25 protein-coding genes are annotated in these 23,480 nt (G+C 41.1%); 19 read left to right on the top strand and 6 right to left on the bottom strand.

Annotation, left to right across the window (positions count from 1 at the left end; translation table 11 throughout):
• Positions 1 to 3: 3 nt before the first annotated feature.
• The gene (ahpC, locus tag BMZ06_RS07630) at positions 4 to 570 is read right to left on the bottom strand and encodes an alkyl hydroperoxide reductase subunit C (RefSeq protein WP_089751461.1); all 567 of its coding nucleotides are present in this window, start codon (positions 568 to 570) and stop codon (positions 4 to 6) included.
• Between the two features lie 772 nt (positions 571 to 1,342).
• Between ahpC and BMZ06_RS07625 the strand changes: the two genes are divergently transcribed.
• The 7 genes from BMZ06_RS07625 to BMZ06_RS07595 all read left to right on the top strand — a co-directional run bounded on the left by BMZ06_RS07625 (position 1,343) and on the right by BMZ06_RS07595 (position 8,694).
• Positions 1,343 to 2,338 carry an ABC transporter substrate-binding protein gene (locus BMZ06_RS07625; RefSeq protein WP_089751460.1) on the top strand — a complete coding sequence of 332 codons (996 nt, stop codon included), beginning with the start codon at positions 1,343 to 1,345 and terminating at the stop codon, positions 2,336 to 2,338.
• A 53-nt stretch (positions 2,339 to 2,391) separates the two neighbouring features.
• Positions 2,392 to 3,408: a FecCD family ABC transporter permease gene (locus BMZ06_RS07620; protein WP_089751459.1), complete on the top strand. Its 1,017-nt coding sequence runs from the start codon at positions 2,392 to 2,394 to the stop codon at positions 3,406 to 3,408.
• Positions 3,401 to 4,444 carry a FecCD family ABC transporter permease gene (locus tag BMZ06_RS07615; RefSeq protein ID WP_089751458.1) on the top strand — a complete coding sequence of 348 codons (1,044 nt, stop codon included), beginning with the start codon at positions 3,401 to 3,403 and terminating at the stop codon, positions 4,442 to 4,444. Before BMZ06_RS07620 ends, BMZ06_RS07615 begins: the two co-directional genes overlap by 8 nt.
• Complete coding sequence (locus tag BMZ06_RS07610; protein ID WP_089751457.1) at positions 4,441 to 5,079, top strand: hypothetical protein; 639 nt, start codon at positions 4,441 to 4,443, stop codon at positions 5,077 to 5,079. Before BMZ06_RS07615 ends, BMZ06_RS07610 begins: the two co-directional genes overlap by 4 nt.
• 447 nt (positions 5,080 to 5,526) lie before the next feature.
• Positions 5,527 to 6,162: a 2OG-Fe(II) oxygenase gene (locus BMZ06_RS07605; protein ID WP_089751456.1), complete on the top strand. Its 636-nt coding sequence runs from the start codon at positions 5,527 to 5,529 to the stop codon at positions 6,160 to 6,162.
• A 318-nt stretch (positions 6,163 to 6,480) separates the two neighbouring features.
• Positions 6,481 to 7,425: a ribose-phosphate diphosphokinase gene (locus BMZ06_RS07600; protein ID WP_089751455.1), complete on the top strand. Its 945-nt coding sequence runs from the start codon at positions 6,481 to 6,483 to the stop codon at positions 7,423 to 7,425.
• A 615-nt stretch (positions 7,426 to 8,040) separates the two neighbouring features.
• Positions 8,041 to 8,694, top strand: a complete 654-nt coding sequence (locus BMZ06_RS07595) for an SDR family oxidoreductase (protein WP_089751454.1) — start codon at positions 8,041 to 8,043, stop codon at positions 8,692 to 8,694.
• Between the two features lie 78 nt (positions 8,695 to 8,772).
• Here BMZ06_RS07595 and BMZ06_RS07590 read toward each other — a convergent pair whose 3' ends face one another.
• A complete protein-coding gene (locus BMZ06_RS07590; protein ID WP_245755971.1) occupies positions 8,773 to 9,225 on the bottom strand; it encodes a hypothetical protein in 453 nt (150 codons plus the stop codon).
• 329 nt (positions 9,226 to 9,554) lie between these two features.
• On the opposite strand from BMZ06_RS07590, the gene BMZ06_RS07585 reads away from it, so the two are divergent.
• The 4 genes from BMZ06_RS07585 (at position 9,555) to BMZ06_RS07570 (ending at position 12,153) form a co-directional block, all read left to right on the top strand.
• Positions 9,555 to 10,214, top strand: coding sequence for a hypothetical protein (locus BMZ06_RS07585; RefSeq protein WP_089751452.1), 660 nt, complete (start codon positions 9,555 to 9,557; stop codon positions 10,212 to 10,214).
• 172 nt (positions 10,215 to 10,386) lie between these two features.
• Positions 10,387 to 10,581: a hypothetical protein gene (locus BMZ06_RS07580; RefSeq protein WP_089751451.1), complete on the top strand. Its 195-nt coding sequence runs from the start codon at positions 10,387 to 10,389 to the stop codon at positions 10,579 to 10,581.
• 125 nt (positions 10,582 to 10,706) lie between these two features.
• Positions 10,707 to 11,435 carry a TspO/MBR family protein gene (locus BMZ06_RS07575; protein ID WP_089751450.1) on the top strand — a complete coding sequence of 243 codons (729 nt, stop codon included), beginning with the start codon at positions 10,707 to 10,709 and terminating at the stop codon, positions 11,433 to 11,435.
• 4 nt (positions 11,436 to 11,439) lie between these two features.
• Positions 11,440 to 12,153 carry a BCCT family transporter gene (locus BMZ06_RS07570; protein ID WP_245755970.1) on the top strand — a complete coding sequence of 238 codons (714 nt, stop codon included), beginning with the start codon at positions 11,440 to 11,442 and terminating at the stop codon, positions 12,151 to 12,153.
• A 118-nt stretch (positions 12,154 to 12,271) separates the two neighbouring features.
• Here BMZ06_RS07570 and BMZ06_RS07565 read toward each other — a convergent pair whose 3' ends face one another.
• Entirely contained in the window at positions 12,272 to 12,517 is a 246-nt protein-coding gene (locus tag BMZ06_RS07565; RefSeq protein WP_089751449.1) for a hypothetical protein, read from the bottom strand.
• A gap of 167 nt (positions 12,518 to 12,684) precedes the next feature.
• Between BMZ06_RS07565 and BMZ06_RS07560 the strand changes: the two genes are divergently transcribed.
• Positions 12,685 to 13,539 carry a DUF2268 domain-containing putative Zn-dependent protease gene (locus BMZ06_RS07560; protein ID WP_175477823.1) on the top strand — a complete coding sequence of 285 codons (855 nt, stop codon included), beginning with the start codon at positions 12,685 to 12,687 and terminating at the stop codon, positions 13,537 to 13,539.
• A gap of 73 nt (positions 13,540 to 13,612) precedes the next feature.
• Entirely contained in the window at positions 13,613 to 13,879 is a 267-nt protein-coding gene (locus BMZ06_RS07555) for a stage VI sporulation protein F (protein ID WP_089751447.1), read from the top strand.
• A gap of 525 nt (positions 13,880 to 14,404) precedes the next feature.
• On the opposite strand, the gene BMZ06_RS07550 is transcribed toward BMZ06_RS07555, so the two are convergent.
• The 3 genes from BMZ06_RS07550 to sdhB all read right to left on the bottom strand — a co-directional run bounded on the left by BMZ06_RS07550 (position 14,405) and on the right by sdhB (position 16,551).
• Positions 14,405 to 14,839 carry a YndM family protein gene (locus tag BMZ06_RS07550; protein ID WP_089751446.1) on the bottom strand — a complete coding sequence of 145 codons (435 nt, stop codon included), beginning with the start codon at positions 14,837 to 14,839 and terminating at the stop codon, positions 14,405 to 14,407.
• A 166-nt stretch (positions 14,840 to 15,005) separates the two neighbouring features.
• Entirely contained in the window at positions 15,006 to 15,704 is a 699-nt protein-coding gene (locus BMZ06_RS07545; RefSeq protein ID WP_089751445.1) for a YetF domain-containing protein, read from the bottom strand.
• Between the two features lie 97 nt (positions 15,705 to 15,801).
• On the bottom strand, positions 15,802 to 16,551 hold the full coding sequence (gene sdhB, locus BMZ06_RS07540; protein ID WP_089751444.1) for a succinate dehydrogenase iron-sulfur subunit: 750 nt from the start codon (positions 16,549 to 16,551) through the stop codon (positions 15,802 to 15,804).
• Positions 16,552 to 16,960: 409 nt separating this feature from the next.
• Between sdhB and BMZ06_RS07535 the strand changes: the two genes are divergently transcribed.
• The 6 genes from BMZ06_RS07535 to BMZ06_RS07510 all read left to right on the top strand — a co-directional run bounded on the left by BMZ06_RS07535 (position 16,961) and on the right by BMZ06_RS07510 (position 23,423).
• A complete protein-coding gene (locus tag BMZ06_RS07535) occupies positions 16,961 to 18,223 on the top strand; it encodes an ammonium transporter (protein ID WP_089751443.1) in 1,263 nt (420 codons plus the stop codon).
• A gap of 24 nt (positions 18,224 to 18,247) precedes the next feature.
• A complete protein-coding gene (locus tag BMZ06_RS07530; RefSeq protein WP_089751442.1) occupies positions 18,248 to 19,216 on the top strand; it encodes a DUF294 nucleotidyltransferase-like domain-containing protein in 969 nt (322 codons plus the stop codon).
• A complete protein-coding gene (locus BMZ06_RS07525) occupies positions 19,213 to 19,935 on the top strand; it encodes an exonuclease domain-containing protein (protein ID WP_089751441.1) in 723 nt (240 codons plus the stop codon). The genes BMZ06_RS07530 and BMZ06_RS07525 overlap by 4 nt, the downstream gene beginning before the upstream one ends.
• 112 nt (positions 19,936 to 20,047) lie before the next feature.
• Entirely contained in the window at positions 20,048 to 20,299 is a 252-nt protein-coding gene (locus BMZ06_RS07520; RefSeq protein ID WP_089751440.1) for a GlsB/YeaQ/YmgE family stress response membrane protein, read from the top strand.
• Positions 20,300 to 20,528: 229 nt separating this feature from the next.
• Positions 20,529 to 22,004 carry a protein adenylyltransferase SelO gene (locus tag BMZ06_RS07515; RefSeq protein WP_089751439.1) on the top strand — a complete coding sequence of 492 codons (1,476 nt, stop codon included), beginning with the start codon at positions 20,529 to 20,531 and terminating at the stop codon, positions 22,002 to 22,004.
• A gap of 201 nt (positions 22,005 to 22,205) precedes the next feature.
• Positions 22,206 to 23,423 (top strand): SGNH/GDSL hydrolase family protein, encoded by a 1,218-nt coding sequence (locus BMZ06_RS07510; protein WP_089751438.1) that lies wholly within the window; start codon positions 22,206 to 22,208, stop codon positions 23,421 to 23,423.
• Positions 23,424 to 23,480 lie beyond the last annotated feature (57 nt).

Here is a 23,480-nt window from a genome sequence, read left to right as displayed (position 1 = left end):
TCCTTAAATTTTGCCAACTAGATCAAGGCTTGGCGTAAGGGTTTCTTCGCCTTCTTCCCATTTAGCCGGGCAAACTTCGCCAGGATTGTTGCGTACATATTGAGCAGCTTTAATTTTACCTACAAGATTATCTGCATCGCGTCCGATTCCGCCTGCGTTAATTTCTACAGTTTGAATAACGCCATCTGGATCAATCACGAATGTACCGCGTTCAGCCAGGCCATCTTCTTCGTTCAATACGTCGAATTGACGGGAAAGCTGTTGGGATGGATCCCCGATCATTGGGTACTTGATTTTGTTAATTTTTTCAGAGCTATCGTGCCAGCCTTTGTGTACGAAGTGAGTATCTGTAGAAACAGAGTATACTTCAACACCAAGTTCTTTCAAAGTTTCGTAGTTATTTTGAAGGTCTTCAAGTTCAGTTGGGCAAACGAAAGAAAAGTCTGCTGGATAGAAACAAACAACGCTCCACTGACCTTTGAAATTTTCTTCTGTTACATCAATAAAGTCTTCACCGTCTTTGAATGCTTTTGCCTGGAATGGTTGTACTTCTTTTCCGATTAGAGCCATAGTAGAATTCCTCCTGTAATTGTGATAAGATTTCTGCTTTTCTTAAGCAGTTTTTTATAATAATTCTAATCCAGTAACTATTATTATATAGAATGCGTTTTTTGTCAACACATCCACAATTCCGTCTAATAATCAATTCTTCAATGGTTGAGCAGGTGGAGTTAAATCACCTGTTAAGGACTAAATAATTCCTTATACTCTACCTATAACAAAGACACTAGTGACTGTCTAGGTAAAAGGGTTAAGAGGTGCTCTCCAGGAAGTAACAGATCGTGATTTTAGTTTGGCTTAAGATTCATACAAGGATACAGTTACAGCCCGCATTATCAATGACTCATTATAATTGAAATTAGTGCCATTAGAGAAAAAGTGGTCATGGAGACATTTCATATAGAAGTAAACACATTAAACAATCACCTTATTAGGGAGATTATTTAATGGGCAGTTTGAAACTTAAACTCCTTAATAAAGAAAGTAATTGTCATTTTACGTTATCTACCTTCCGAGGCAAGAGAAGTGTTACAACTATTATTCCTGCCGCGATAAGAGTAAAGCCAATAAAGAATTGCATTTCCATCGATTCCCCTAATAATGACTACCAAAACAGGGCTCCTTCTAGAGGCTTGATCGCTCCGTGCATAAATAGAAGTAGAGGATTCAACAAACTGTGGAAATGAATGGAAAGTCCTAAATAGTATTGACATAGATTTTCACTTGCAATAACATGATTACAGATGAAAATGATTCTCAATATCAAAAAGGAGGAATACATATGTTAAACCATCTTTTACATAAAAAATGGGGACTGCTTTTAATTGTTTTACTTTTGGCTACATTGCTTGCAGCTTGTGGTTCGGACGGGGCTTCTTCAGAAAGTAATTCATCCGATGAAGGTAGTGATTCATCAAGCGAAGCATCCAATACAAGAGAAATTGAACACGCCATGGGGACGACAACGATCGAGGGAACTCCTGAAAAGGTGGTAACTCTTTATCAAGGAGCAACGGATACAGCTACTGCATTCGACGTAGAGCCGGTAGGAATTGTTGAATCATGGGTAGAAAAACCTATTTATAAGTATCTTCGCGATGACTTGGAAGGTACGCCATTAGTAGGAGAAGAAACGCAGCCGAATTTAGAGGAGATTGCCCAATTAAATCCTGATGTTATTTTCGCATCGAAACTTCGTCACGAGGATATCTATGAGAAATTAAATAAGATCGCTCCTACTGTAGCTATTGATCAGGTCTATGAATTCAAGGAAACCGTTAAATTGATGGGAGAAACATTAGATAAGCAAGATAAGGCAGACGAAATCCTGACTAACTGGGATGAGCGAATTGAAGATTTCAATACAAAAGCTTCTGAAAAGCTAGGGGATGAGTGGCCGCTTAACGTATCTATCTTGAATTTCAGAAGCGATCATGCACGCATCTATTTCGATAGTTTTGCTGGGACAATCCTTAGAGAGGCAGGATTTACTAGACCAGAAAACCAGCAGTCAGATGAATGGGGTATGAAGTTAACGGATAAAGAAAGCATTAATGAAATGAATGCTGATGTCTTTTATATATTTATGAGTGATGAGCCAGCGATTAAAGATAATTATGAAGAGTGGACTAATCATCCTCTTTGGAAGAACCTGGACGCTGTGAAAAATGATGAGGTTCATATGGTGGATGAAGTTACTTGGAATATGGCTGGAGGAATTCGAGCGGCCAACTTAATGCTGGACGACTTGTATGACCGATTTGATTTAGAGAAGTAAATTCCAAAGATAGGAGGAGATCTCCTATCTTTGTTGCTTTGGGGAGAAACCTAATGAGCAAATTTATTATAAACAGACATTTCAAATGGACAATCCTGCTTGGGATTATTGTTATATTTTTAACCGCTGGATTTTTAAGTATAGCTATAGGAAAAACCTCTATACCTCTATCTACGGTTTGGGACGCCTTCATTCATTATGACCCTTCCAGCACGAATCAGGTCATTATTCGGACGTCGCGTATTACCCGGACATTAATAGCTATGACCGTAGGTGCCAGTTTGTCCATAGCCGGAGCTCTTATGCAGGCGTTAACGCGCAATCCTTTAGCATCTCCTGACATTTTCGGAGTCAATGCAGGAGCTCTTTTCTTTATCGTAGCTGCAGCCACGTTCTTTTCGGTAGAGTCCTTAAGCGGGTATATGTGGATTGGTTTTGTAGGGGCTGGTGTTGCCGGAACAATTGTATATTTATTAGGTTCTATGGGTGAAGACGGTTTGTCTCCTATTCGGATTGTGCTAGCGGGTGCTGCAATTAGTGCACTTTTTATTTCATTCACTCAAGGGATGCTCGTGTTAGATGAGCAACGAATGCAAAGCGTGTTGTTTTGGCTGTCCGGTTCTGTAGCAGGGCGGGAATTAGACATTCTTTTACCGGTTCTTCCTTTTCTCTTAGGAGCCATTGTCCTTTCCTTTTTCATTGGTAAGCCTTTGAATATTCTAATGTCAGGGGATGATGTGGCTAAGAACTTGGGTCAAAACACCGGATTGCTCAAACTGGTTATTGGAATAACGATTGTATTTTTAGCCGGAGGGTCTGTAGCTGTAGCAGGGTCGATCGGCTTCATTGGGCTGGTTGTCCCGCACATCGTAAAAGGAATCACAGGACCTAATTATCAGTGGATTATACCGATCAGTGGTCTGTGCGGAGCTACGTTGTTGCTCGGGGCGGACATTGCCGCACGGCTTATCATTGCACCCCAGGAAATGCCAATAGGGGTCATGACAGCTCTTTTCGGAACACCATTCTTCATTTATATAGCTAGAAAAGGGGTGAAGAAAAGTGGGTGAATTTTTCACAATCCGAAGTAAAGGCGACCAATTTTCGCTGCAATTTCATAAACGTTCATTATATATTTTAATTTCCTTGATGTTAGTGACGTTTATTGTATTTCTCATCAGCCTTTCAGCAGGCAGCAGTTATATTCCTTTAGGAGCGGTATTTCAAGAGCTTATTGGTGAAAGTGAGCACGCTTTTGTTCTCAATGAACTCCGGATGCCTCGTGTAGTTATGGGCTTCCTGGTCGGAGCAGGACTGGGAGTGTCTGGCTTAATCCTGCAAGGTATGATTCGTAACCCCCTTGGTTCTCCAGACATTGTGGGAGTTACCGGCGGGGCTTCCGTAGGTGCTGTATTGTTTATTGTTTTTTTGCTGGGCGAAATGAGTGTGAATTGGCTTCCCCTTGCTTCCATAATGGGAGCGGCCGTCACAACCGCAATCATCTACTTATTGTCATGGAAAAATGGAGTTACACCTATGCGTCTGATTCTTATTGGTATTGGCATCTCTGCTTTAACTAATGCCATAGTGACCATGTTTATGGTATCGAGTGAATCTGCTATTGCTTCTAAAGTATATCTATGGTTAACCGGAAGCTTATACGGGGCTAATTGGCAGGAAGTAACCATTCTTCTTCCTATTATTCTCACCCTGATCTTTATCTCGATTTTTTTTACGGGGGTTGTGGATGTCAAGCAGTTGGGGGATGACGTAGCCACTGGCATGGGCGTCCGAGTGCAGTTGTTCCGCTTCCTATTACTTGCCTTAAGTGTGGCTTTGGCTGGAGCGGCTGTGTCTTTTGCAGGCGGGATCGCTTTTGTGGGGTTAATCGCTCCCCATATCGCTCGGCTTATTTTGCATAACTCGTTTGCCAACTTAGTAGTTGGTTCTGCCTTAATAGGATCGTTAATCGTGATGGGTGCTGATATCATTGCTCGAACGGCCTTTTTACCATCTGATATCCCTGCTGGAGTGTTTACAGCCGGAATCGGCGCGCCATTTTTCATCTATTTACTATACCGCAATCGAAAGGTGATGAGTGAATGATTCCCATACAAGCCTTAACGGAAGAAGCAGAATGTATTGATTTCCTAAACCATCAACAACAACGGATTTTAGCTCCCAACTTAAAGGTTACAGCGTCCATGATGATGAAGAAGTACGCTCAGGTTCTGCCTTCTTATGTAATGGACTCTATGTTGTGGGAAGAGAGAGCGAGAATTATCCCTCTCGATTCGTGCAGTATTAGCAATGAGTTGGATATTAAAATCGACGATTCACGAATTAAATATACCGATTCACGAGAAGAGGCCTGGGAAGAGCTTTTTGCTTATAACATCCTGCCTTTGCTGGAATCGTTTCATCAAGTCACAAATCTTCCTGTCTTTATTTTGTGGGAAAATGTAGCTGTCCGGATTAATTCTTACTTTAGAAAAGCAGTAGAGCGATACCCGGATGCTCACCAGGCAATCGTTCAGCTGGCTGAGGAATTTAATCAACTGGGGGGAAGCTGCTTCAACTGGGTGGAGCACCCTATGAAGAATTACCTCACAGCTCCCAAATCTCTTAGAGAGCAAAAAGTTCGGCGTACATGCTGTTATTTTCATAAACTGGAAAAAAAGAAGGAAGCACTAACTCATTGCCTTGTATGCCCGCTTTCTAATAAGAAGTGCTCTTCTTAACTACCATGTTATGTTTATATCGTTCTCAGTTTTCGGGGGAAGCAGTTTTGCCGGACTCAAATAATGTAAATGGAGGTAGCGCCGCATTTTTCTCCACCTTCGTTATGGACGCAGTTTACACTTCACATCATACATCTAAAGCCATTGGGTACAAATCCTTGAACCTATCATACATAATGATCCTCTAATAGAATAAATTTACACTTAATGAGCGTGGAACAGTTAATTCTGTCTCATGCTTTTTTCGTATAGAAAAAATCCTCTTGTAGATAGGGTCTCCTAAGATTAGGTGGCATTTTCAATTGTGAACAAATAGATAACTTTCATGAAATATAAGGAAGTAATAGTAATTAAATGGTAATATATTCTTTGTATCCTATTGTTTTTGCGGTAGTGGAAAAATCTTTTTTAAAGCGTTTTAATAAAATTAGAAGAGGTTGATGAAAAGTGACAATACCAGTGAAGGAACCCTCCATTTTCGACCATACGGGGCATAAAATTATTACCGAAGACCGTGAAATAGCAATTATCGCTAAGATGGATAATCCATTGATTGCTGTCCTGGGTAATGTGGTGAGTAAGGAAGAGTGTGACGATCTCATCCTCCTGTCCAAAAGCAAAATGAACCGATCAAAAATTGGATCAAATCACGAGGTGAGTGACATCCGGACGAGCAGCAGCACGTTTCTCCCAGAAGATGATCTAACGGCCAGGATTGAAAAACGTGTGGCACAAATCATGAACGTCCCCGTCGAACATGGAGAAGGACTTCACATTTTAAATTATAAACAAGGCCAGGAATATAAAGCACATTATGACTACTTCCGTTCAAAGGCTAAAGCAACTAACAATCCAAGAATCAGTACGCTTGTCTTATACTTGAACGATGTGGAAGAGGGAGGAGAAACCTACTTTCCGCATATGAATTTATCCATCTCCCCTCATCAAGGGATGGCCGTCTATTTTGAATATTTCTATTCGGATCCCCTCCTCAATGAAAGGACTCTCCACGGTGGCTCGCCGGTCACTGCCGGTGAAAAGTGGGCTGCGACGATGTGGGTAAGGAGAAAACATTACAGGTGAGAGAACGTCTCTCGTAGGTAAGTAGGAACACCTTTAAAGCGGATGTATAACCCTTTGAAGGTGTTTTTTCTATACAATGTTTTACCATAGTGTATTTCAATCATGATAACGAAGAAGGTAAATCCAATCCTTTCTCCTAATCCCTATAGCTCTTGCGGGCAAAAAACACTTAGAAGGGTTCAAATCTGAAAGACCGGTGTCTATATGTTATAATATCGTAAGTGTCTTAACAGAATAATAACCGAAAATGTCGTCTTTATATAAAGTGTCGACAGCTACATAAACGAGTTAAAAATTTTAAGTTCGGGAGAGATTTACATGAGTTCAAAATCTGAAATGAAGCTATTTACGTTAAACTCCAATGAACCGTTAGCGCAGGAAATATCTGAGATATTAGAAGCGCCATTAGGGAAAAGCTCCGTTGTTCGTTTTAGTGATGGCGAAGTACAAATTAATATTGAAGAAAGCGTGAGGGGGGACGATATTTATCTCATTCAATCCACCTCTCAGCCGGTAAATGAACACTTAATGGAATTGTTGATTATGATTGATGCAATGAAGAGGGCTTCAGCAAGAACCATTAATGTGGTCCTTCCGTATTATGGATATGCCCGTCAGGATCGAAAGGCTCGTCCACGGGAACCGATTACAGCAAAGCTCATTGCTGATTTACTTGAATCAGCTGGGGTTTCAAGGGTCATTACCATGGATATGCATGCGCCTCAAATTCAAGGTTTCTTCAATATACCTGTTGATCAGCTGCTTGGCACATCTATTCTGGGTAAATACTATAAAGAAAAAGATATGAAAGATATCGTGGTGGTAGCACCGGCTACAAGTGGGCTGAGCCGTGCCAGAAGAATGGCGAATTTGCTAGACACCCCGATTGCTTTTGTAGATAAGCGCAGACCTGAACCGAATGCTGATGAGGTTATGAATGTGGTTGGCTCCATTGAAGGGAAGACAGCTCTTATCGTAGATGACATGATTGATACAGCAGAAACGGTGGTCCAGGCAGCATCTGCTCTAATTGAAAGCGGAGTGCACGACATTTATGCCTGCGGTACCCATGCGGTATTATCAGAACCCGCCGTTCAGAAGATTGAAGAATCTCCGATCAAGGAACTGGTCATTACTAATACAGTTTTCTTGCCGGAAGAAAAGCAGATTCAAAAAATCAAATCACTTTCAGTGGCTCCGTTGTTTGCGGATGCAATCGTACGTGTTCAGACGGACCATTCAGTGAGTGAACTTTTCGACTAGAAAAGAAATAAATATCTTGAAAAACTATATAGTGAAACTTGTGAAAAATGATCTCTGAAAAAAGAGATCATTTTTTTGTTGGAAAAAGTTATAGTGTACAGCCTTGTAATAAATAATACATATAAATCTGGGGTACCTTGCCCATACTATCTATATTCAGCAATCGATATTACAAAGCTGTTCTATTTTAGAGAGGTCAAGTGTATGAAGGAGTTCCCAATTATACATACAAATGTTTGGGAGGTGTTAATTGCTGTTCCTGTGGTAATCATTGTTACGGAAAATCTTAGTACCTGGAACCGCTGCGTTAATGGGGTTAATCATCGGTGTGTTTTTTGCACACCCAAACAACGTGTGAACAGGTAACTTTATGGGTTTCTTCTATAGGAAATAAAGCTGTTGGAGGATGTGCTTCTATCAAAACTTCTCTCGTCGCATTTAGGAAGAAAAAAGCTAAAATCCAGCCTGGGTAAAAAAAGCAAAATTAGAACGATATTGGCAAGTTTCCTGTGAAGCGGTTAAGGCAAGTTTCTAGACATCTTCCTGTTTTTTCATCTACGATAATAATATGGATCACGCAATGAATTCAGATTGTAAATTAGAAAGGATGAAGAAATGATGAAAGTACTTGTTGTAGGAGCAAACGGTCAAATTGGTAAACACCTGGTATCCACTATTCAGGAAAGCGACAAATTGGAAGCTAAAGCCATGATTCGTAAGCAGGAACAGGCGTCCTTTTTTGAAGATAAAGGGGCTGAAACAGTGGTCGTTGATTTAGAGGATGACATTGAAACGATTGCCAAAGCGGCTGAAGGAGTAGATGCTATTGTATTTACTGCAGGATCTGGACCTCATACGGGGCCGGACAAAACTGTTCTAATTGACCTGGACGGGGCTGTGAAGACGATCGAAGCAGCTAAAGCAGCTGGTGTGAAACGATATGTGATGATCAGCTCGTTTGATACGACCCGTGAAGCCATTCAGAGTGCCCCTTCATCCTTTGCACCATACGTTGCAGCGAAACATTACGCAGATGAGTGGTTGAGAGGAACAGATTTAGATCATACCATCATCCATCCTGGTATGCTGACGAATGATGCAGGAACCGGGCAGGTAGAAGCTGCTTCCAAAGTGGAAAGAGGGGAAGTGCCAAGGGAAGATGTGGCAAACGTAATTGCTGCCGCTTTAGAAAATGATTCAACGATTGGTAAAGAATTTCAGGTTGTGAGCGGAACCACTGCGATTAAGGAAGCTATACAATCCCTTTAAGTTGATAGTGTTTAGGAAAGGCAATTCACCGTTATGGTGTCTTGCCTTTTTTAATTTGCATCTAGTGAAGAAGAAAGGTCAGGGGTAGACTTTAAGTTTGTCCAGCTTGCGAATAATCAGGTGAATGATAATAAATCCACCGAAGTACATGAGGAAGGTGTAGAAGATGTTCCATTTTTCATGATAGGTCAATAGGTGAATAGAAAGAGCTATGAATTCAACTCCAGTCATCCCAAGTACAAACATTAAGTACATCCACGCCGGTTTTCTCTCCTTATAGTAAAGAAAATACGTAAACCATACAGCCGATACCGTAAAAATTCCTAAATCAAGAAATAACGTATTTAAAAGGACCACATTTGAAGACGTGTGGATCGCCCAGAGGTCTGTCTGGATTCCGAGCTGATTCAAAATGAGCGCAATTAAAGCAGCGAATGGTGCAACTGTAAAGAAAATCTTAGGTGCTCTCTTATAAACATATCCTGTGGTCAGCCAAGGAATGATGAAGCCTAGAACAATCATTAACAACATATGAACCACCTCCTTTGCTACCATCTTTTCTAATAATGAATAGGAAATATACGTGGAAATAAAATGGTAATTGTCGAGTGCTGTCTTTTTGTTACATAGAAAAATAGTTAGAAGGTAATGGATTGGTAGTTTAATTTGTCTGTCAGGTTTGTCTAAACATCTAACATGTGGAGGGATATATGAAAATTGCCAAGGTTTTAGATGAAAGGAAATGTTTATCGTTTATCCAAATAAAGGTTATTTCATAATGCTGGAGAATCTAATACTTGAAAGAGTAAAAAATAAGTTAGTGAGGTGAATGTAAAATTAAAAAGGGCAGTCAATTTTTAATGGAAGAGTACGTTAATCATCATTCACGTGATCTTAATAACAGTATCTTAATGAGTTCCCCATCACTGATTTCTTTTATGGATAAAAGCAAAAATATGAATTGGTATTCTCCATTGGAAAATGAAAATTATAAAGAGTATCGTAATGAATTTCTCGAATTGGATGATGAGTGGAAAAGTGCTAAGTCTCAAATGGAACTTTATTGGCCTGCTCAAGGTCCGAGGTGGGACGGCATCGCAATGGTTCAAGGTAAGGATGGTATGAAGGGGTTAGTGCTAGTAGAAGCTAAAGCTCATGTGCAGGAAATGAGGTCAAAACTGAAAGCAACGGATCCCCAGAGTGTAGATCTAATCGAACGAACGATAAGAGAGATAAAAGCTGTTTTTGGGTCAGAGTCCTCGATGCATCCATGGTTAAATCAGTACTATCAGTTATCCAATCGTTTAGCTTACATGTATTTATTGAATGAAAAATTAAAAATCCCTACCTGGCTTGCGCTCGTGAATTTCGTCGATGATGGCAGTCATAAGCCAACTTCCGTTAACCAATGGATGGACCATTACCAGGAGGTATTTGCAGAGTTGGATATAAATTTTGATTCTTCAAGCCTGCTTAATCGGTTAGTAACTATATATCCGAACAGTGTAGAGAAAAATTGAGGGATGAAATATCTTCGTATATCCTTAAAGCTGTATAATAGTCTACTACGATATCCAGTGAAATATCATTTATCTGCAAACTTATGAAAGTCTACTGTTTATAGCAAACTATAAAAATCCCTTATAAATCCTTTTCCTTTTGTCCATACTGATCCTAAAAAGGGTGATAAAGATGACTTATATGGAGAAGACCAATCAGGTGATCATGGAGCTGAAGAAAGAAGAGCGAGCTCAGTTCGGCAACTATTCTTATAGTTCAGCCGGTTTTACAGATGGAAAACAAGATGTGCCTGAGTGGGAAGTCCGGCAGTTTGTGCTCAAATATTTCTTAATTCTCGAAAACTCAAATAAATACCAATACAAATAGACTCCCTTTTTGGGAGTTTTTATTTGGAAACTTTTTTAATGTTCTCGTTTCCTTGTAAAAACGTTTTATTCAGGGGGGAAAAGGAATAATATGTATCATAGCTGTTTTTGAAAAGGAGTGTTCCTATGGGCAAATTTATTTTGAATTTACTTGCTTATTTACTTGTGGTTATCGTTAATGGACTCGCCAATACGCTGCCACTTAATGGTCAGACGACGGGCGAAATTTCAAACAGGTTGAACGTCCTGTTTACTCCAGCTGGGTATGTGTTCAGTATATGGGGCTTAATCTATATCCTGCTTGGCATCTGGGTGCTCCGCCAGTTTCCTGAAAGCAGACGAGATCTGCCTATTTATCAAGCGGTAAGTGGACTCTTCGTGTTAAGTTGCATTTTGAACAGTCTTTGGATTTTTATGTGGCATTACAACTTCTTTGGACTTTCGGTCATCGTCATGATTCTTTTACTTCTCACTCTTATTCGTCTTTATGTAAAAGCAAAAGCGGTCGATGCTTCGTTTCTGGACCGGCTGCCATTTTCCGTTTATCTTGGATGGATCAGCGTAGCTACTATTGCTAATATCAGCTATTACCTGACATACGTGGAGTGGAGCGGATTTGGGATTTCTGCTTCTATCTGGACGTTCATCCTTCTCATTATAGCGACTCTGCTTGCTTTCTATATCTTAATAACGAAAAATGACCGGGTGTATCCTCTCGTGTTTGTCTGGGCGTTCGTCGGAATAGGGGTTAGAAATCAGGATGCAGATGTGCCGCTTGTGGTGTATTCCTCATATATTTTAGCCGCTTTGATTCTGATGGTTACGATCTTTTATGCCTTGAAGCAAAGAAAATGACAGGATGTTCAGTCTAGGAACAGAGAGTTTTGGCGGCTTCTTGTCAGGATTCTTTGATAAAGCTCTCTTTACAGGTCAGGCCGCTGGGGATTCATGGGCTACGGGCTGGACAACCTTTTATTGGTCAAACTGGATGGCCTGGGCCCCTGTAACAGCCGTGTTTCTGGCGAGGATTGCCTATGGTTACACGGTTAAAGAAGTGATCATGATGAACTTTGTTATTCCCGGGTTGTTCAGTGTCATTTGGATGACTGTGCTAGGCGGTACAGCCATCAACTTCCAGATGACAGGAAAAGTAGATATTGCCGCTATTATAGATGCCCAGGGCACAGGAGCAGCCGGGTATGCTGTCTTAAGCGAAATTCCGTTTTCCGGCATTCTGATTGTTCTCTATTTGTTAGCTGTAATGATTTCCTTCGTAACAGCAACCGACTCGACAACCAACGCGATGGCGAGTATTAGTGCTACCGGGATAACGGAAGGTGCTCAGGAGGCTCCGATCTTTATTAAGATTACCTGGGGACTGATCGTAGGAGCTGTGGCTCTTATCTTCATATCGACTCTTGGGATAAATGGGATCATGACTTTGTCCTACCTGGGAGGATTTCCAGCTCTGTTCTTAGGAATCCTCAGTATATTATCTCTGATTGTAGTGATGAGAAATCCAGCGAAATTTGACCGGCATTCGAAAAAGCAAAAACAAAGGGATTCAGCTTAAAGGAGCTAGTAGAGACTATACTGCTTTTATTTTTTTGGCAGTCTATGTACTTGATTAGCAACTAGTGAATTCTAACTTAATAAAAATAAGAGCCCCTCCTAGAGCGGCTCTTATTTTTTTACCAGAAGAAAGCTGAAGCCAGAGCAACACCGGTAATTGCTCCGATTGCAAATGGAATACCGAACCCGTACCCTCCGTAAAAGAAAAAACCATATCCGCGTGGACCCGGGGATGGACGCAGCCATACATGGTTGCGAGTCACTCGGGTTATTCTACCGTAATGAACACGACCATCACGACCGGTTAGACGGACATCTCTACCATGATAACGGCAGCAGAGACCATAAATGTTGGATTGAGACAAGTAAACACTTCCTTTCTTTCCTGCATAGAGGACTATGATTATAGAATATGTTTACAGACGAGTTTTGCTTATACGAGAGTTGATATTCCGCCATAGTTTAAAAGAAAAATGTTTTTTGCCCTAAAGTCATAGAATGAAGGAGAACTTACTTAGAAAGGGTGCATGGATTGGGAATTGTAGACACTTCACGTGCATTGGAAGCTTTTAATGAAAAGTGTAAAAGAAAGGCTCCTTTTCAATCTCCTTATATCGCCCAAAGAGAAACGATTTGTCAGCCTGCCCAACATCCCTTCAACGGACTGCAAGAAGAAGAAATTCAATATCTCTTGTTATCCTATGGTTTATTCAAGCCGGATGCTTGGAGAAGAGCGGGGAAATTGGTGAAGAACTGGAAAGAGGAAGGTCTGTACGAAAAGTTGGAAAAAGAATACCGGTATTTAAAAACATTGTGGAAGGGTCCTGAGGTCCCTGTATATCTTTATCCCTTCCAAGAGGGCGGTTCTTTCTTGAGAGAAAGCAAAGATAATAAAGGAGGAGTAGCGTTCAAGGAAGGTTTATACCTTTTCTATGGAGACCCAGTAAAAGAAGATGATTGGAAAGCAGTTCTGGCTCACGAGTATAACCACGTCTGCCGCTTAACCGAAAAGAATGTGGATATGGAGCGCGTAACATTACTGGAGACTCTGGTAATTGAAGGTTTGGGAGAGTACGCAGTTAATGAGGTTTATGGAAAAGATTATATATCTCCGTGGACGAATCAATACACTGACAAGCAATTGAATAAATTATGGCTAAAAAAATTCAGGGTCAATCTTTCAAACCGAGAGCGTGATAGTCAAATGGATTTTCTTTACGGAAACAAAAAGAGAGCCATTCCCAGGTGGGCAGGGTATCAGATTGGTTATAAAATTATTGAGTCTTACCATAAAGCCCACCCAGACCAAAGTCTGTCACGGATGATGAAGCTTGAGGCAGATGATTTGGTTAAAGGATCTTCTTTTCCGTTGCCTGAGAACGAATGAATTGAAGTAAACAGGGACAACTGCTGATACGTCCTTCGTGTCATTTTCATAGAATACTTAAGAACTCTAGGAAATGACGAAGGAGGTTTACTCGTTGTTCGATAAATTTGAGAAAAAGACCGGCGTTAAAATGGATGAAGTTTTTAAATTAGCAAGGTCGCTGCAGGGTGCGAACTTCAAAGATGAGAAAACAGTCAGAAACGTAGTAAATAAAGTGTCCGCATTGGCAAACCGCCGAGTTTCCAAGCAGAAAGAAGATATGATTGTGAAGGCAATCCTTGATGGAAAAGTACCGAAAGATCTTTCATCGATAGAGAAAATGATGAAAAAGAAGAAATAATATAGAGCAAAGACTCTTCGTTGGTGGACATGATCGAAGAGTCTTTTTTATATGAATTACTTTTTATGAGCCTTTAAAATGGAATCCCTGAGATCATACAGATCTTCATTTATATTTGGCGAAGGTCTGTAACTTGGGTCTCTGCAATTGGTTTAACGTCGTGTACCCGAGATACACTCTTTGACTGTAACCGTTCGAGTGCTTTTTTCACCATAACGGGAAGATTGTCTATAGCGGTAACTTTACAATCTAAGTGATCGGAGAGTATTCGGCTTTTTGACCGGTTCCGCAGCCAATGTCTAATACGGATGATGAGGGAGGAAGATGTAAGGATGACAACACTTCTTTGGTTAGAGGTAGACCGCCTGGATGGGCGCATCCGACTCCGAATTCCGCTAGTAAATCAAGATAACGATTGCCCATAATTAGTTGCTGATGTACTTGGCGAAAAACAAAATAATAAATAATGGAAAATCCCTGGCTCTGCTTATTTGCGAGTCAGGGATCTTTTATATTTAAAAGTAATTATTTATCCTCATCCTCATAAGGGTAAAGCTCTTCAGAAGCTTCCGTACTTAATTGAGGTGCTGGGCTCATCTTTTCTGTACCTGCTTCCTCACCATCCAAGTTACGGGCAACAGATTGGTGGAAGAAGTATTCAAAAATAGTGAGTGAAATAGTCGAAATCAGTGTGGCTGAAAACACATTATCTCCAACGGTAAGTGCATCGGTCATCAAGTAAACCACCAGAAATGTGAGTACGAAATCTGAAATCGTAGCTGTGGTATTACTGGATCGGGATAGGATTAATAAGTCGCCGATAGCATACGAAACGGCCCCCAAAACCAACGTAATTAAGAACACATTCCCAAAGGATACGTCAAATCCGCCTCCTAATATGATAAGAAGGATGGGGAAAGTGAACAAAAACTTCATAGCGATTAATTTCAAATGTTCCATGAATAATCACCTCCTGCGTCTATAGCTTCCTTCAAAACCATTCGGTCTATACCTTATTTACATTTAATTTTACAAATGTATCGAAGGAAGCAGTGCTGTAAGTAGCTTTATTCAACTCAACAAATGAGAAAAAAGCAAGCATGCCAGATATGCTTACTTTAATTATTTAGTGAATCGTATCGTTCCGCATATCAATATATAAGCTTCCATCTTTTTGGACTTCTGCATAGAAAACTTCGGATATGGACGGCACGCCAGCTGATTTAAGCTGTTGGTGAAGCCACTTCTGATCCAGATTTAAGTTTTGCAAGTTACCATCGTTTATCTTTCCATCCGAAACGACGGTTGTAGGGATGGGGTAAACTGCGGGGCTGTTTGAAACGACATTCCCGTCTTTTTTAGTAAACGGCTGATCTCCTGTTTTTTTCAAAACAGACAGGGTTCCGTCGGTTTCGAAAATAGCATAACTTACTTCATTTAAAGAAAACACATTTTTCTTTCGAAGTAATACGTGCAGGGAATCCAGGTCAAGTCTCGCTTTGCGTAGTTCATCCTCAAGCACTTTCCCCTGTTTCACAACGATGAGAGGCTGGCCGTCAATAACAGAGCGGACATCCTTGGATTTAATATCCAAGTACCCTAAAAAAACAGTAAAGACAGTCCAGCTTACTAATGCAATCAATCCATTCCGAACGCTTAAGGAAGCATCGATAGCAAGTGATCCTCCGATCGTACCGATGGATATAGCGGACACGAAATTAAAAAACGTCAGTTGAGAGATTTCTTTTCTTCCCATTGTTCTTGTTAAAACTAAAAGAACAGTAAATGCGAGTGCCAGTCTTAACTGCAATTCAGTAACATCCATGCTTTAGATCCTTTCTGCTGCATCTCTATTTGTGTAATTTCTTACTTTTATTTTGATCTAGAAAAAGGTTACTTCAAGAATGGTTTTTCTGAATTTACTACAACGTTTCTCCAAAGAAGTTTCTAAACGCTTCCAGGACTGATTTACGGTTTACAGCTGCAATAGCCGTGGTTAATGGTATGCCTTTCGGGCAGGATTGTACGCAGTTTTGTGAGTTGGAGCATGCTTCAATTCCCCCTTCTCCCATAACGGTCTGCAATCGCTCGCTTTGATTCATTTTTCCGGTCGGATGAGCGTTTTTTAACTCTACTTGAGAAAAAATAAATGGACCAATAAAATCGGACCGCACGTTAACAACCGGACAGGCTTCCAGACATACGCCGCAGGTCATGCACTTGGAGTATTCATAAGCCACCTGCCGCTTTGGTTCTGCCATTCGGGGTCCTTCTCCTAAATCATATGTACCATCAATAGGAATCCAGGACTTGCTTCGTTTTAACGTGTCGAACATATTGGTTCGGTCGATAATTAAATCCCTTACAATAGGGAAGGATGACATGGGTTTTAAACGAATAGGCTGCTCTAACTTGTCGATAAGTGCTGTGCAGGCTTGTCTTGGAGTTCCGTTAATAGTGACAGAACAAGATCCGCATACTTCTTCTAAGCAGGCTGCGGTCCAGGCAACGGGAGTGGTTTTTTCTCCATTTGCATTAACGGGATTGCGCTGGATTTCCATTAGTGCTGAAATAACATTCATAGTCGGCCGGTAAGGGATCATAAATTCTTCTTCGTATGGTTCCTTGTCCGGATGGTCTTGTCTTTGAATAATAAAATGTACTTCTTTCATACACGACCTCCTTCTCTCTAAATATTTCCAAACAGCTTGAGGCTTATACGAAAAAAGTTCTTAAAGCAAAAAACCCAACCCCGATTTTACTCCTGCCTAAAGCTCTATCTGTTTATTCAAAAAATCAGCAGCATAGGTTGATGAGATCAGCTTGTTCAGTTCTGTAGCATACCAAGTGTTGCGATTGAGACAAAAAAAGTGAAGGATTTTATCTGCGGCTGGTGTGGATTTATAAATAAATTCATTGCTAAATGGAGTAGTGATGAAGGTGGAAACGCTTTATAAATATAGAGATACATATTTATGTGAACTTTCTTAACATAAGAGTTGTTTTAATATTTAGAATTTGGTAAAGTATAATATAACATCTGATGTTAGAAAATATCACATAGAAGGGGATAGCTATTATATGGATGCAACTTTTTTAATGAATAACTTATGGATTGTCGTTTGTACGGTTCTTGTTTTATTGATGCAGGGTGGGTTTATTTTACTTGAAGCAGGCTCCACACGAATGAAGAACGCGGGCCATATTGCGGGTAAGACAGTGTTTACGGTAGGAATTGTATCCCTGGTGTTCTGGGCAGTAGGTTATGGATTGATCTACGGAGAAGGAAATGCATTTATTGGATTTTCTAATTTCTTTTATGGTGATGCGACCACAATGGGAGAGGGACTTGCGGGTTCCGTTGACTTTATGTTCCAGCTTGCGTTTGCGGCCATTGCCATGACGATTGCATTTGGTGGTTTTGCGGAACGTGCAAAGCTAGTGGCTTATGTAATATTTGCTATTTTATTTTCTATTGTTATTTATCCTGTCATCGCCCACTGGATCTGGGGTGGAGGCTGGTTGGCCGGCCATGGTAAGCAGGATTTCGCTGGGTCGACCGTCGTACACTTAACAGGTGCAGCGGCTGCCCTTGCTGCTACCATGATTTTGAAACCACGTATTGGTAAATATAATAAAGATGGATCTTCTAACGAAATTGCCGGTCATAACCAGGTCTTTACTGCGTTAGGTGTACTTATTCTATGGGCAGGCTGGTTCGGTTTTAATGCAGGTAGTACGTTTGGTGTAGCAGATGCTTTCTTCGGTTATGTAGCGCTTAATACACAGCTTGCTGCAGGTGCAGGGGCTGTTGGTGCCATGCTGATGGTTTGGGCTGTAACCGGTAAAGCTGATGTACCTACCACGCTGAATGGTGCCCTTGCAGGACTAGTTGCCATTACTGCATCTTGTGCATTCGTTGAGCCATGGGCTGCAGTTATCATTGGGCTTGTCGGAGGAGCCTTTGTATTCTTCAGTATGAGGTTCTTTGATAAGAAAAGAATTGATGACCCGATCTTTGCCTTATCTGTCCACGGAACGGTTGGAATATGGGGAACACTTTCTAACGGATTGTTTGCTACACCGGAGCTTGCTACAGTAGGCCGTCCAGGTTTATTTTATGGCGGTGGTTTTGAGCAGCTTGGTGTTCAGATTTTAGGTGTTGTCAGCAGTGGGTTGTATGCTTTTGTTGTATCGTACATCATCCTGAAGGTTATGGATAAAGCCATGGGAGGTCTTCGAGTAACAGAAGAAGAAGAAATTATGGGTCTTGATTTGAGTGAGCACGGAGGCTATGGCTATCCAGAGAACTTTAATTCGCCGGAAAAGAACCCAGGAGCGTAAACATATACAAAGGGATGGATCGTTATGTTTGAAACTTATGAGGAAATCAGGCAGTGGCGGGAAGAGACCATGGCGTCTGTTGTTGACGATCATCGCCAATTAAACGCTTTTCACGACCAGCTAATGTATCAAACGTTGCGAATTGCCAAAGAAACGATCGAAAGTGAGCAGGGTCCGCCTCCTGCTCCTTTTGCGTTTTTTTTAATGGGTAGTGCAGGACGTTCTGAGCAGTCGGTTTGGAGTGATCAGGATCATGGTATTATTTTTGAAGGCTCGTCTCCCTGTCAGGAGTATTTTTTAAATCTCGGGGCGGAAATCAGCCATGGTTTAGCTATCGCAGGCTATGAAAAATGTGAGGGCAATGTTATGGCTTCGAATCCTTTGTGGTGTCGTTCAATTGAATCTTACAAAAAACAAATTCATGATTGGCTTAATGAAGCCAGCTGGCAGTCGCTGCGAAATTTTTCGATATTATTTGACTCGCGAGTGTTAGATGGAAATGATGATTTTTTATTAAAGGTGAAGCGTGAATCTTTTGCGGTCTTAGAAGATCATACGCACCTTTATTCACGGTTGGTCGACAATTTTGAGTTTATTAAAAAAGGGGTTGGAGTGTTTGGTCAGCTGCTCCCGGAACAGCGGCAAGGAATGAAAGGGGAGATTCATTTGAAGGAAACAGCTTATTTCCCCTATGTGAATGCCTTGAGAATTCTGGCCTTGAAAAAAGGAGTGTCAGCTGCTCCTACATTAGACCGGTTTGAAATTTTGTCCTATTCCTACCCATTCATTGAAGCTTATGAGAACGATTTTCGGGAACTGCTCAAGTTTCGTCTGCGTTATAAAAAGCAAGCGGAAAGCTATGAAAAAATTCACTTACTACCGCTGGATCAATTGTCGAAACAGGATAAGCAGCAGCTTAAATATTTGATCAGACGGGGGCAGCAGCTGTTTGCTAAATCAAAATCAGTTCTTAAAGAAGAGAGTTCCCTATGAATCCATTTATACAATTTGTAAAGGATGTGTCCGGTCGCCTGGGGAGCGGCTTTTCATCCTTAAATCAGAATGATCCTTCTAAAGAAGCTTATATAAGAAACTTAGAGCGACAGTTAAAAAATAAAGATGACTTGGATGTTCCTTTTGATGAATTGAAAGTTGTGGTGTTTGATTTGGAAACGACCGGGTTTTATCCTTACAAAGGTGATGAAATTTTATCCATAGGCGCTGTAAAAGTGGAAGGAACTAACATTCTTGAAGGAGAAACATTTTACTCTCTCGTCTATAGCGAATCAGGTCCTTCGAAAGAAATTGAGGACCTGACTGGAATCACCAGCGATATGCTGTTAGATGCGGAACCCCTTCGAGATGTACTGCATGAGTTCTATTCTTTTATTAGAAGTGATGTGCTCGTGGCTCATCATGCGAACCATGAGAAGCAGTTTATGAATCATGCTACATGGCTCGCTTTGAGAAAAAATTTTCAGCACCGCATTGTAGATACCACTTTTTTAACCAGAATTGCTCACCAGGAAAAAAATCTGGTCAGTCTGGATGAATGCTGTGAACATTATGGCATTGATATTAACCAGCGTCACCATGCTTTGGGTGATGCTTGGGCGACAGCGAAACTATGGGTAAAAAGTATTCAGGATATCAAACAAATGGGTTACACAGATTTGAGAGACGTTTACACACATCTTGCGACTTTAGAGTAGGATCCCTTAAAGAAGCTTTGGCTGATGCCAGAGCTTTTTTAATGAGTTAAGTTTGAGATGAGATTATACAGGATACAGTCATATAGATTTGAGTAAAGGAGGCTAATTAATTATGGGAATTATATTATATTTAATTGTCGGAGGTTTAATCGGCTGGCTTGCAGGAGCCATTATCGGACGTGATATGCCGCTTGGTATTATAGGTAATATTATTGCTGGAATCGTAGGGGCATGGATTGGCGGCGAATTACTAGGATCGCTCGGACCGAGTTTAGCAGGAATAGCAATTATACCTGCATTAATAGGGGCTATAATCTTTGTCTTCATTGTAAGTTTAGTTATGAAAAGCACTCGAAAAAAGTAATGGAAAGCAAACAACTCAAGGCCGGATAAGCTTTGAGTTGTTTTTATATAGGAGATTAATGTTTTAAAATAAAAAGAAAGCGTTACTTAACAAAAGGGTCTTATGGGCAGGTATAATTAATTTGAAGAAGAAAAGATTAAATAGATACGGTTGGTCTGGTTTAGGTATAGATGATCGTAAATTGATCAAATTGTTTGTAAATGTGTATTACAGAAAAGGAGATGCGGTGATGACACAGCGAAAAGAAAAAGTAGAAACTGAATGGAACTTCGATCATAGCTATGCACGTCTGCCGGAGCTTTTATTTCAGAGTTCTGAGCCGGAACCTGTTCGTTCCCCTCGTTTAATTCTGGCGAATGATACGCTGGCGGAATATCTGGGATTAAACGCGGAATGGCTTCACAGTGAGGAAGCCACAAAGATTTTGGCTGGTAATGTAGTACCTGAAAGTGCGTTTCCTTTAGCCCAAGCTTATGCGGGTCATCAATTCGGACATTTTACGATGCTGGGCGACGGGAGAGCTTTGCTTTTAGGTGAGCAGATTACCCCTCAGGACGAGCGGGTAGATATTCAACTTAAAGGATCAGGTCGCACCCCATTCTCTCGTGGAGGAGATGGCCGGGCACCACTTGGGCCGATGCTTCGCGAATATATAATTAGTGAGGCTATGCATGCGCTTGGTGTTCCTACGAATCGCAGTCTGTCTGTCGTTGCCACAGGTGAGTCCGTGATTCGGGAAACTGAACAACCAGGAGCTGTCCTTACCCGAGTAGCCAGCAGTCATCTGAGAGTTGGGACTTTCCAATTTGCAGCAAGATGGGGAACGTTAGAGGATCTGAGAGCTTTGGCTGATTACACTGTGCACAGACACTTTCCGACTATAGAATCGGATGAAAATCGCTATCTTTCTCTGCTTCAACAAGTAATTGAACGTCAGGCGAAACTGATTGCTAAGTGGCAGCTGATCGGATTTATTCATGGAGTAATGAACACAGACAATATGGCGATTAGTGGAGAAACTATTGATTACGGTCCCTGTGCCTTTATGAACACCTATGATCCGGCAACGGTGTTCAGTTCTATTGATATTCAAGGAAGATATGCTTATGGCAATCAACCGGATATTGCGGGCTGGAATCTCGTGCGATTTGCTGAAACCCTGATCCCCTTGATCCACGAGGATCAAGATGAAGCGATAAAAATAGCTGAGCGCGAACTTTCACATTTCACCAGTCTCTACGAGGCAAACTGGCTGGACGGCATGAGAAGAAAACTCGGTATTTTTAATCAGGAAACAGAAGACAAAGAACTCGCAGAAGACCTGCTCCATATGATGAAGAAATATAAAGCAGACTTCACAAATACGTTCCGGGCTCTTACATTTGACCGAATGGAAGGTATATCTTTATTTGAAGCCCCTGAATTTAAAAAGTGGCTGGAACAATGGCATAAAAGATTGGACAGGCAGGAAGAATCGAAAGACACTTCATACCAGTTGATGAAGAATAATAATCCTGCCGTCATTCCCCGGAACCACCGGGTAGAAGAAGCGATTGAAGCAGCGGTTAAAGAAGAGGACTATAGCGTGATGGAGCGACTCCTTGGAGTTCTTTCCAACCCTTATGCCCATTCCTGTGAACAGGAACCCTACACTTCACCTCCGGAACCATCTTCCAAACCTTATCGTACGTTTTGCGGAACCTGAACACTCTTAAATGAATAGAATGATCCTTCTCCATGTCAGGGGGAGGATTTTTTTGTGGCTAACGATTGAAGGATACGCTTATTTTGAAGTATAGTTTTAATGATTCTTTTATGACTAATTAGAAAGAAATTTTATTAAAGAGCGTAAGTGTTAAAATGTAAAGTCAGGAAAAATCACTGCAATTTAGAAGGGCGAGTATATATGGGGCGTCGGGTCTATGTCTTTTTCACAATTATCATTATTATTCTCACCATTTATGGAGCAAGAGGCTGGATATTCTCAAGTGAGCAGGGAGACTGGGTGGGCGCATGGAGCACAAGTATGATAGCTCCTTATACAGATGGGATCTCCCAAGAGGGATTTGAAAATCAAACCATCCGATCGATTATTCAGCCGCATATTGATGGGAAGAATATGCGCATACGGTTATCGAATGAATTTGGGTCTTCGCCTATCACCATTGAGGAGGTAAACGTAGCTGTTTCCAAAAATGAAGCAGCTACGATTACGGGCACAAACCGGAAAGTCACATTTGACGGGGAAGAAAATATAAGTATCCCTCCTGGTGAAAAAATGGTGAGCGATCCCGTCTCACTGAAGGTAAATCAAATGGAGGAAATAGCGATCAGCCTTTATGTTCGTGAACCTACCGGCCCTGCTACGTGGCACCCTCTCTCCATCCAAGAGTCGTATATTTCAGCATCCGGCAATCACGTTTCTGATTCTAGTGCATCTGCATTCAAGAAAAAAGAAGAGGCCTGGTTCTGGCTGGACGGAGTCGATGTTATAGCTGATCCTTCAGTAAAAGGGTCTATCGTAGTAATGGGCAGTTCCATTGCGAACGGAAATTATTCAACAGTCAACGCTGATCATCGCTGGCCTGATTATTTGGCGCAACGAATAAATCAGGGATCTGAAAAGAACAAGTTATCTGTATTAAATGCCGGAGTTTCGGGTAATCATTTGATCAATAGCGGAGTAGAAAGAGGAGAAAATGCGTTAGCAAGGCTAGAGAGGGATGTGTTTAGCGAAACCGCAGTTACGTCTTTGATTTTTCATCAGGGACTAAATGATATCCGACATCACCCTGAATATGATTCGGAGAAAATAATTGAACGCATAAAAGAAATTATCCAGGCCTGTCATGAGGAAGGACTTAAAATTTATGGCGGTACGTTAACGCCTTATAAAGGTTCAAGTATGTACACCAAGGAAGGAGAAGAGACTAGGCAGGAGGTTAATGAGTGGATCAGGACCAGTGGAGCGTTTGATGGTATGATTGACTTTGACAAAGCTATGCGGGATCCTGATAATCCTAAGCGTTACCTCCCTAAATATGATTCCGGGGATCATTTGCACCCTAACGATTTAGGCTATAAGAAAATGGCCGAATCGATAGATCTCTCCATGTTTAAATGAAATTCATTCAAAGTAAGCAGTTTTGCATGATTCGGGAAAATATCTAATTAATTTCCC

Origin of the sequence: Halobacillus alkaliphilus (assembly GCF_900113125.1) — a bacterium.
Classification (GTDB): domain Bacteria; phylum Bacillota; class Bacilli; order Bacillales; family Halobacillaceae; genus Halobacillus; species Halobacillus alkaliphilus.
This window is presented reverse-complemented; position numbering and strand designations above follow the sequence as displayed.

Coding starts and splice junctions, on each gene's coding strand:
- ahpC (WP_089751461.1), bottom strand. CDS start 570: ATGGCTCTAATCGGAAAAGAAGTACAACCATTCCAGGCAAAAGCATTC.
- BMZ06_RS07625 (WP_089751460.1), top strand. CDS start 1,343: ATGTTAAACCATCTTTTACATAAAAAATGGGGACTGCTTTTAATTGTT.
- BMZ06_RS07620 (WP_089751459.1), top strand. CDS start 2,392: ATGAGCAAATTTATTATAAACAGACATTTCAAATGGACAATCCTGCTT.
- BMZ06_RS07610 (WP_089751457.1), top strand. CDS start 4,441: ATGATTCCCATACAAGCCTTAACGGAAGAAGCAGAATGTATTGATTTC.
- BMZ06_RS07600 (WP_089751455.1), top strand. CDS start 6,481: ATGAGTTCAAAATCTGAAATGAAGCTATTTACGTTAAACTCCAATGAA.
- BMZ06_RS07595 (WP_089751454.1), top strand. CDS start 8,041: ATGATGAAAGTACTTGTTGTAGGAGCAAACGGTCAAATTGGTAAACAC.
- BMZ06_RS07590 (WP_245755971.1), bottom strand. CDS start 9,225: ATGTTGTTAATGATTGTTCTAGGCTTCATCATTCCTTGGCTGACCACA.
- BMZ06_RS07585 (WP_089751452.1), top strand. CDS start 9,555: ATGGAAGAGTACGTTAATCATCATTCACGTGATCTTAATAACAGTATC.
- BMZ06_RS07580 (WP_089751451.1), top strand. CDS start 10,387: ATGACTTATATGGAGAAGACCAATCAGGTGATCATGGAGCTGAAGAAA.
- BMZ06_RS07575 (WP_089751450.1), top strand. CDS start 10,707: ATGGGCAAATTTATTTTGAATTTACTTGCTTATTTACTTGTGGTTATC.
- BMZ06_RS07570 (WP_245755970.1), top strand. CDS start 11,440: ATGTTCAGTCTAGGAACAGAGAGTTTTGGCGGCTTCTTGTCAGGATTC.
- BMZ06_RS07555 (WP_089751447.1), top strand. CDS start 13,613: ATGACGAAGGAGGTTTACTCGTTGTTCGATAAATTTGAGAAAAAGACC.
- BMZ06_RS07550 (WP_089751446.1), bottom strand. CDS start 14,839: ATGGAACATTTGAAATTAATCGCTATGAAGTTTTTGTTCACTTTCCCC.
- BMZ06_RS07545 (WP_089751445.1), bottom strand. CDS start 15,704: ATGGATGTTACTGAATTGCAGTTAAGACTGGCACTCGCATTTACTGTT.
- sdhB (WP_089751444.1), bottom strand. CDS start 16,551: ATGAAAGAAGTACATTTTATTATTCAAAGACAAGACCATCCGGACAAG.
- BMZ06_RS07535 (WP_089751443.1), top strand. CDS start 16,961: ATGGATGCAACTTTTTTAATGAATAACTTATGGATTGTCGTTTGTACG.
- BMZ06_RS07530 (WP_089751442.1), top strand. CDS start 18,248: ATGTTTGAAACTTATGAGGAAATCAGGCAGTGGCGGGAAGAGACCATG.
- BMZ06_RS07525 (WP_089751441.1), top strand. CDS start 19,213: ATGAATCCATTTATACAATTTGTAAAGGATGTGTCCGGTCGCCTGGGG.
- BMZ06_RS07520 (WP_089751440.1), top strand. CDS start 20,048: ATGGGAATTATATTATATTTAATTGTCGGAGGTTTAATCGGCTGGCTT.
- BMZ06_RS07515 (WP_089751439.1), top strand. CDS start 20,529: ATGACACAGCGAAAAGAAAAAGTAGAAACTGAATGGAACTTCGATCAT.
- BMZ06_RS07510 (WP_089751438.1), top strand. CDS start 22,206: ATGGGGCGTCGGGTCTATGTCTTTTTCACAATTATCATTATTATTCTC.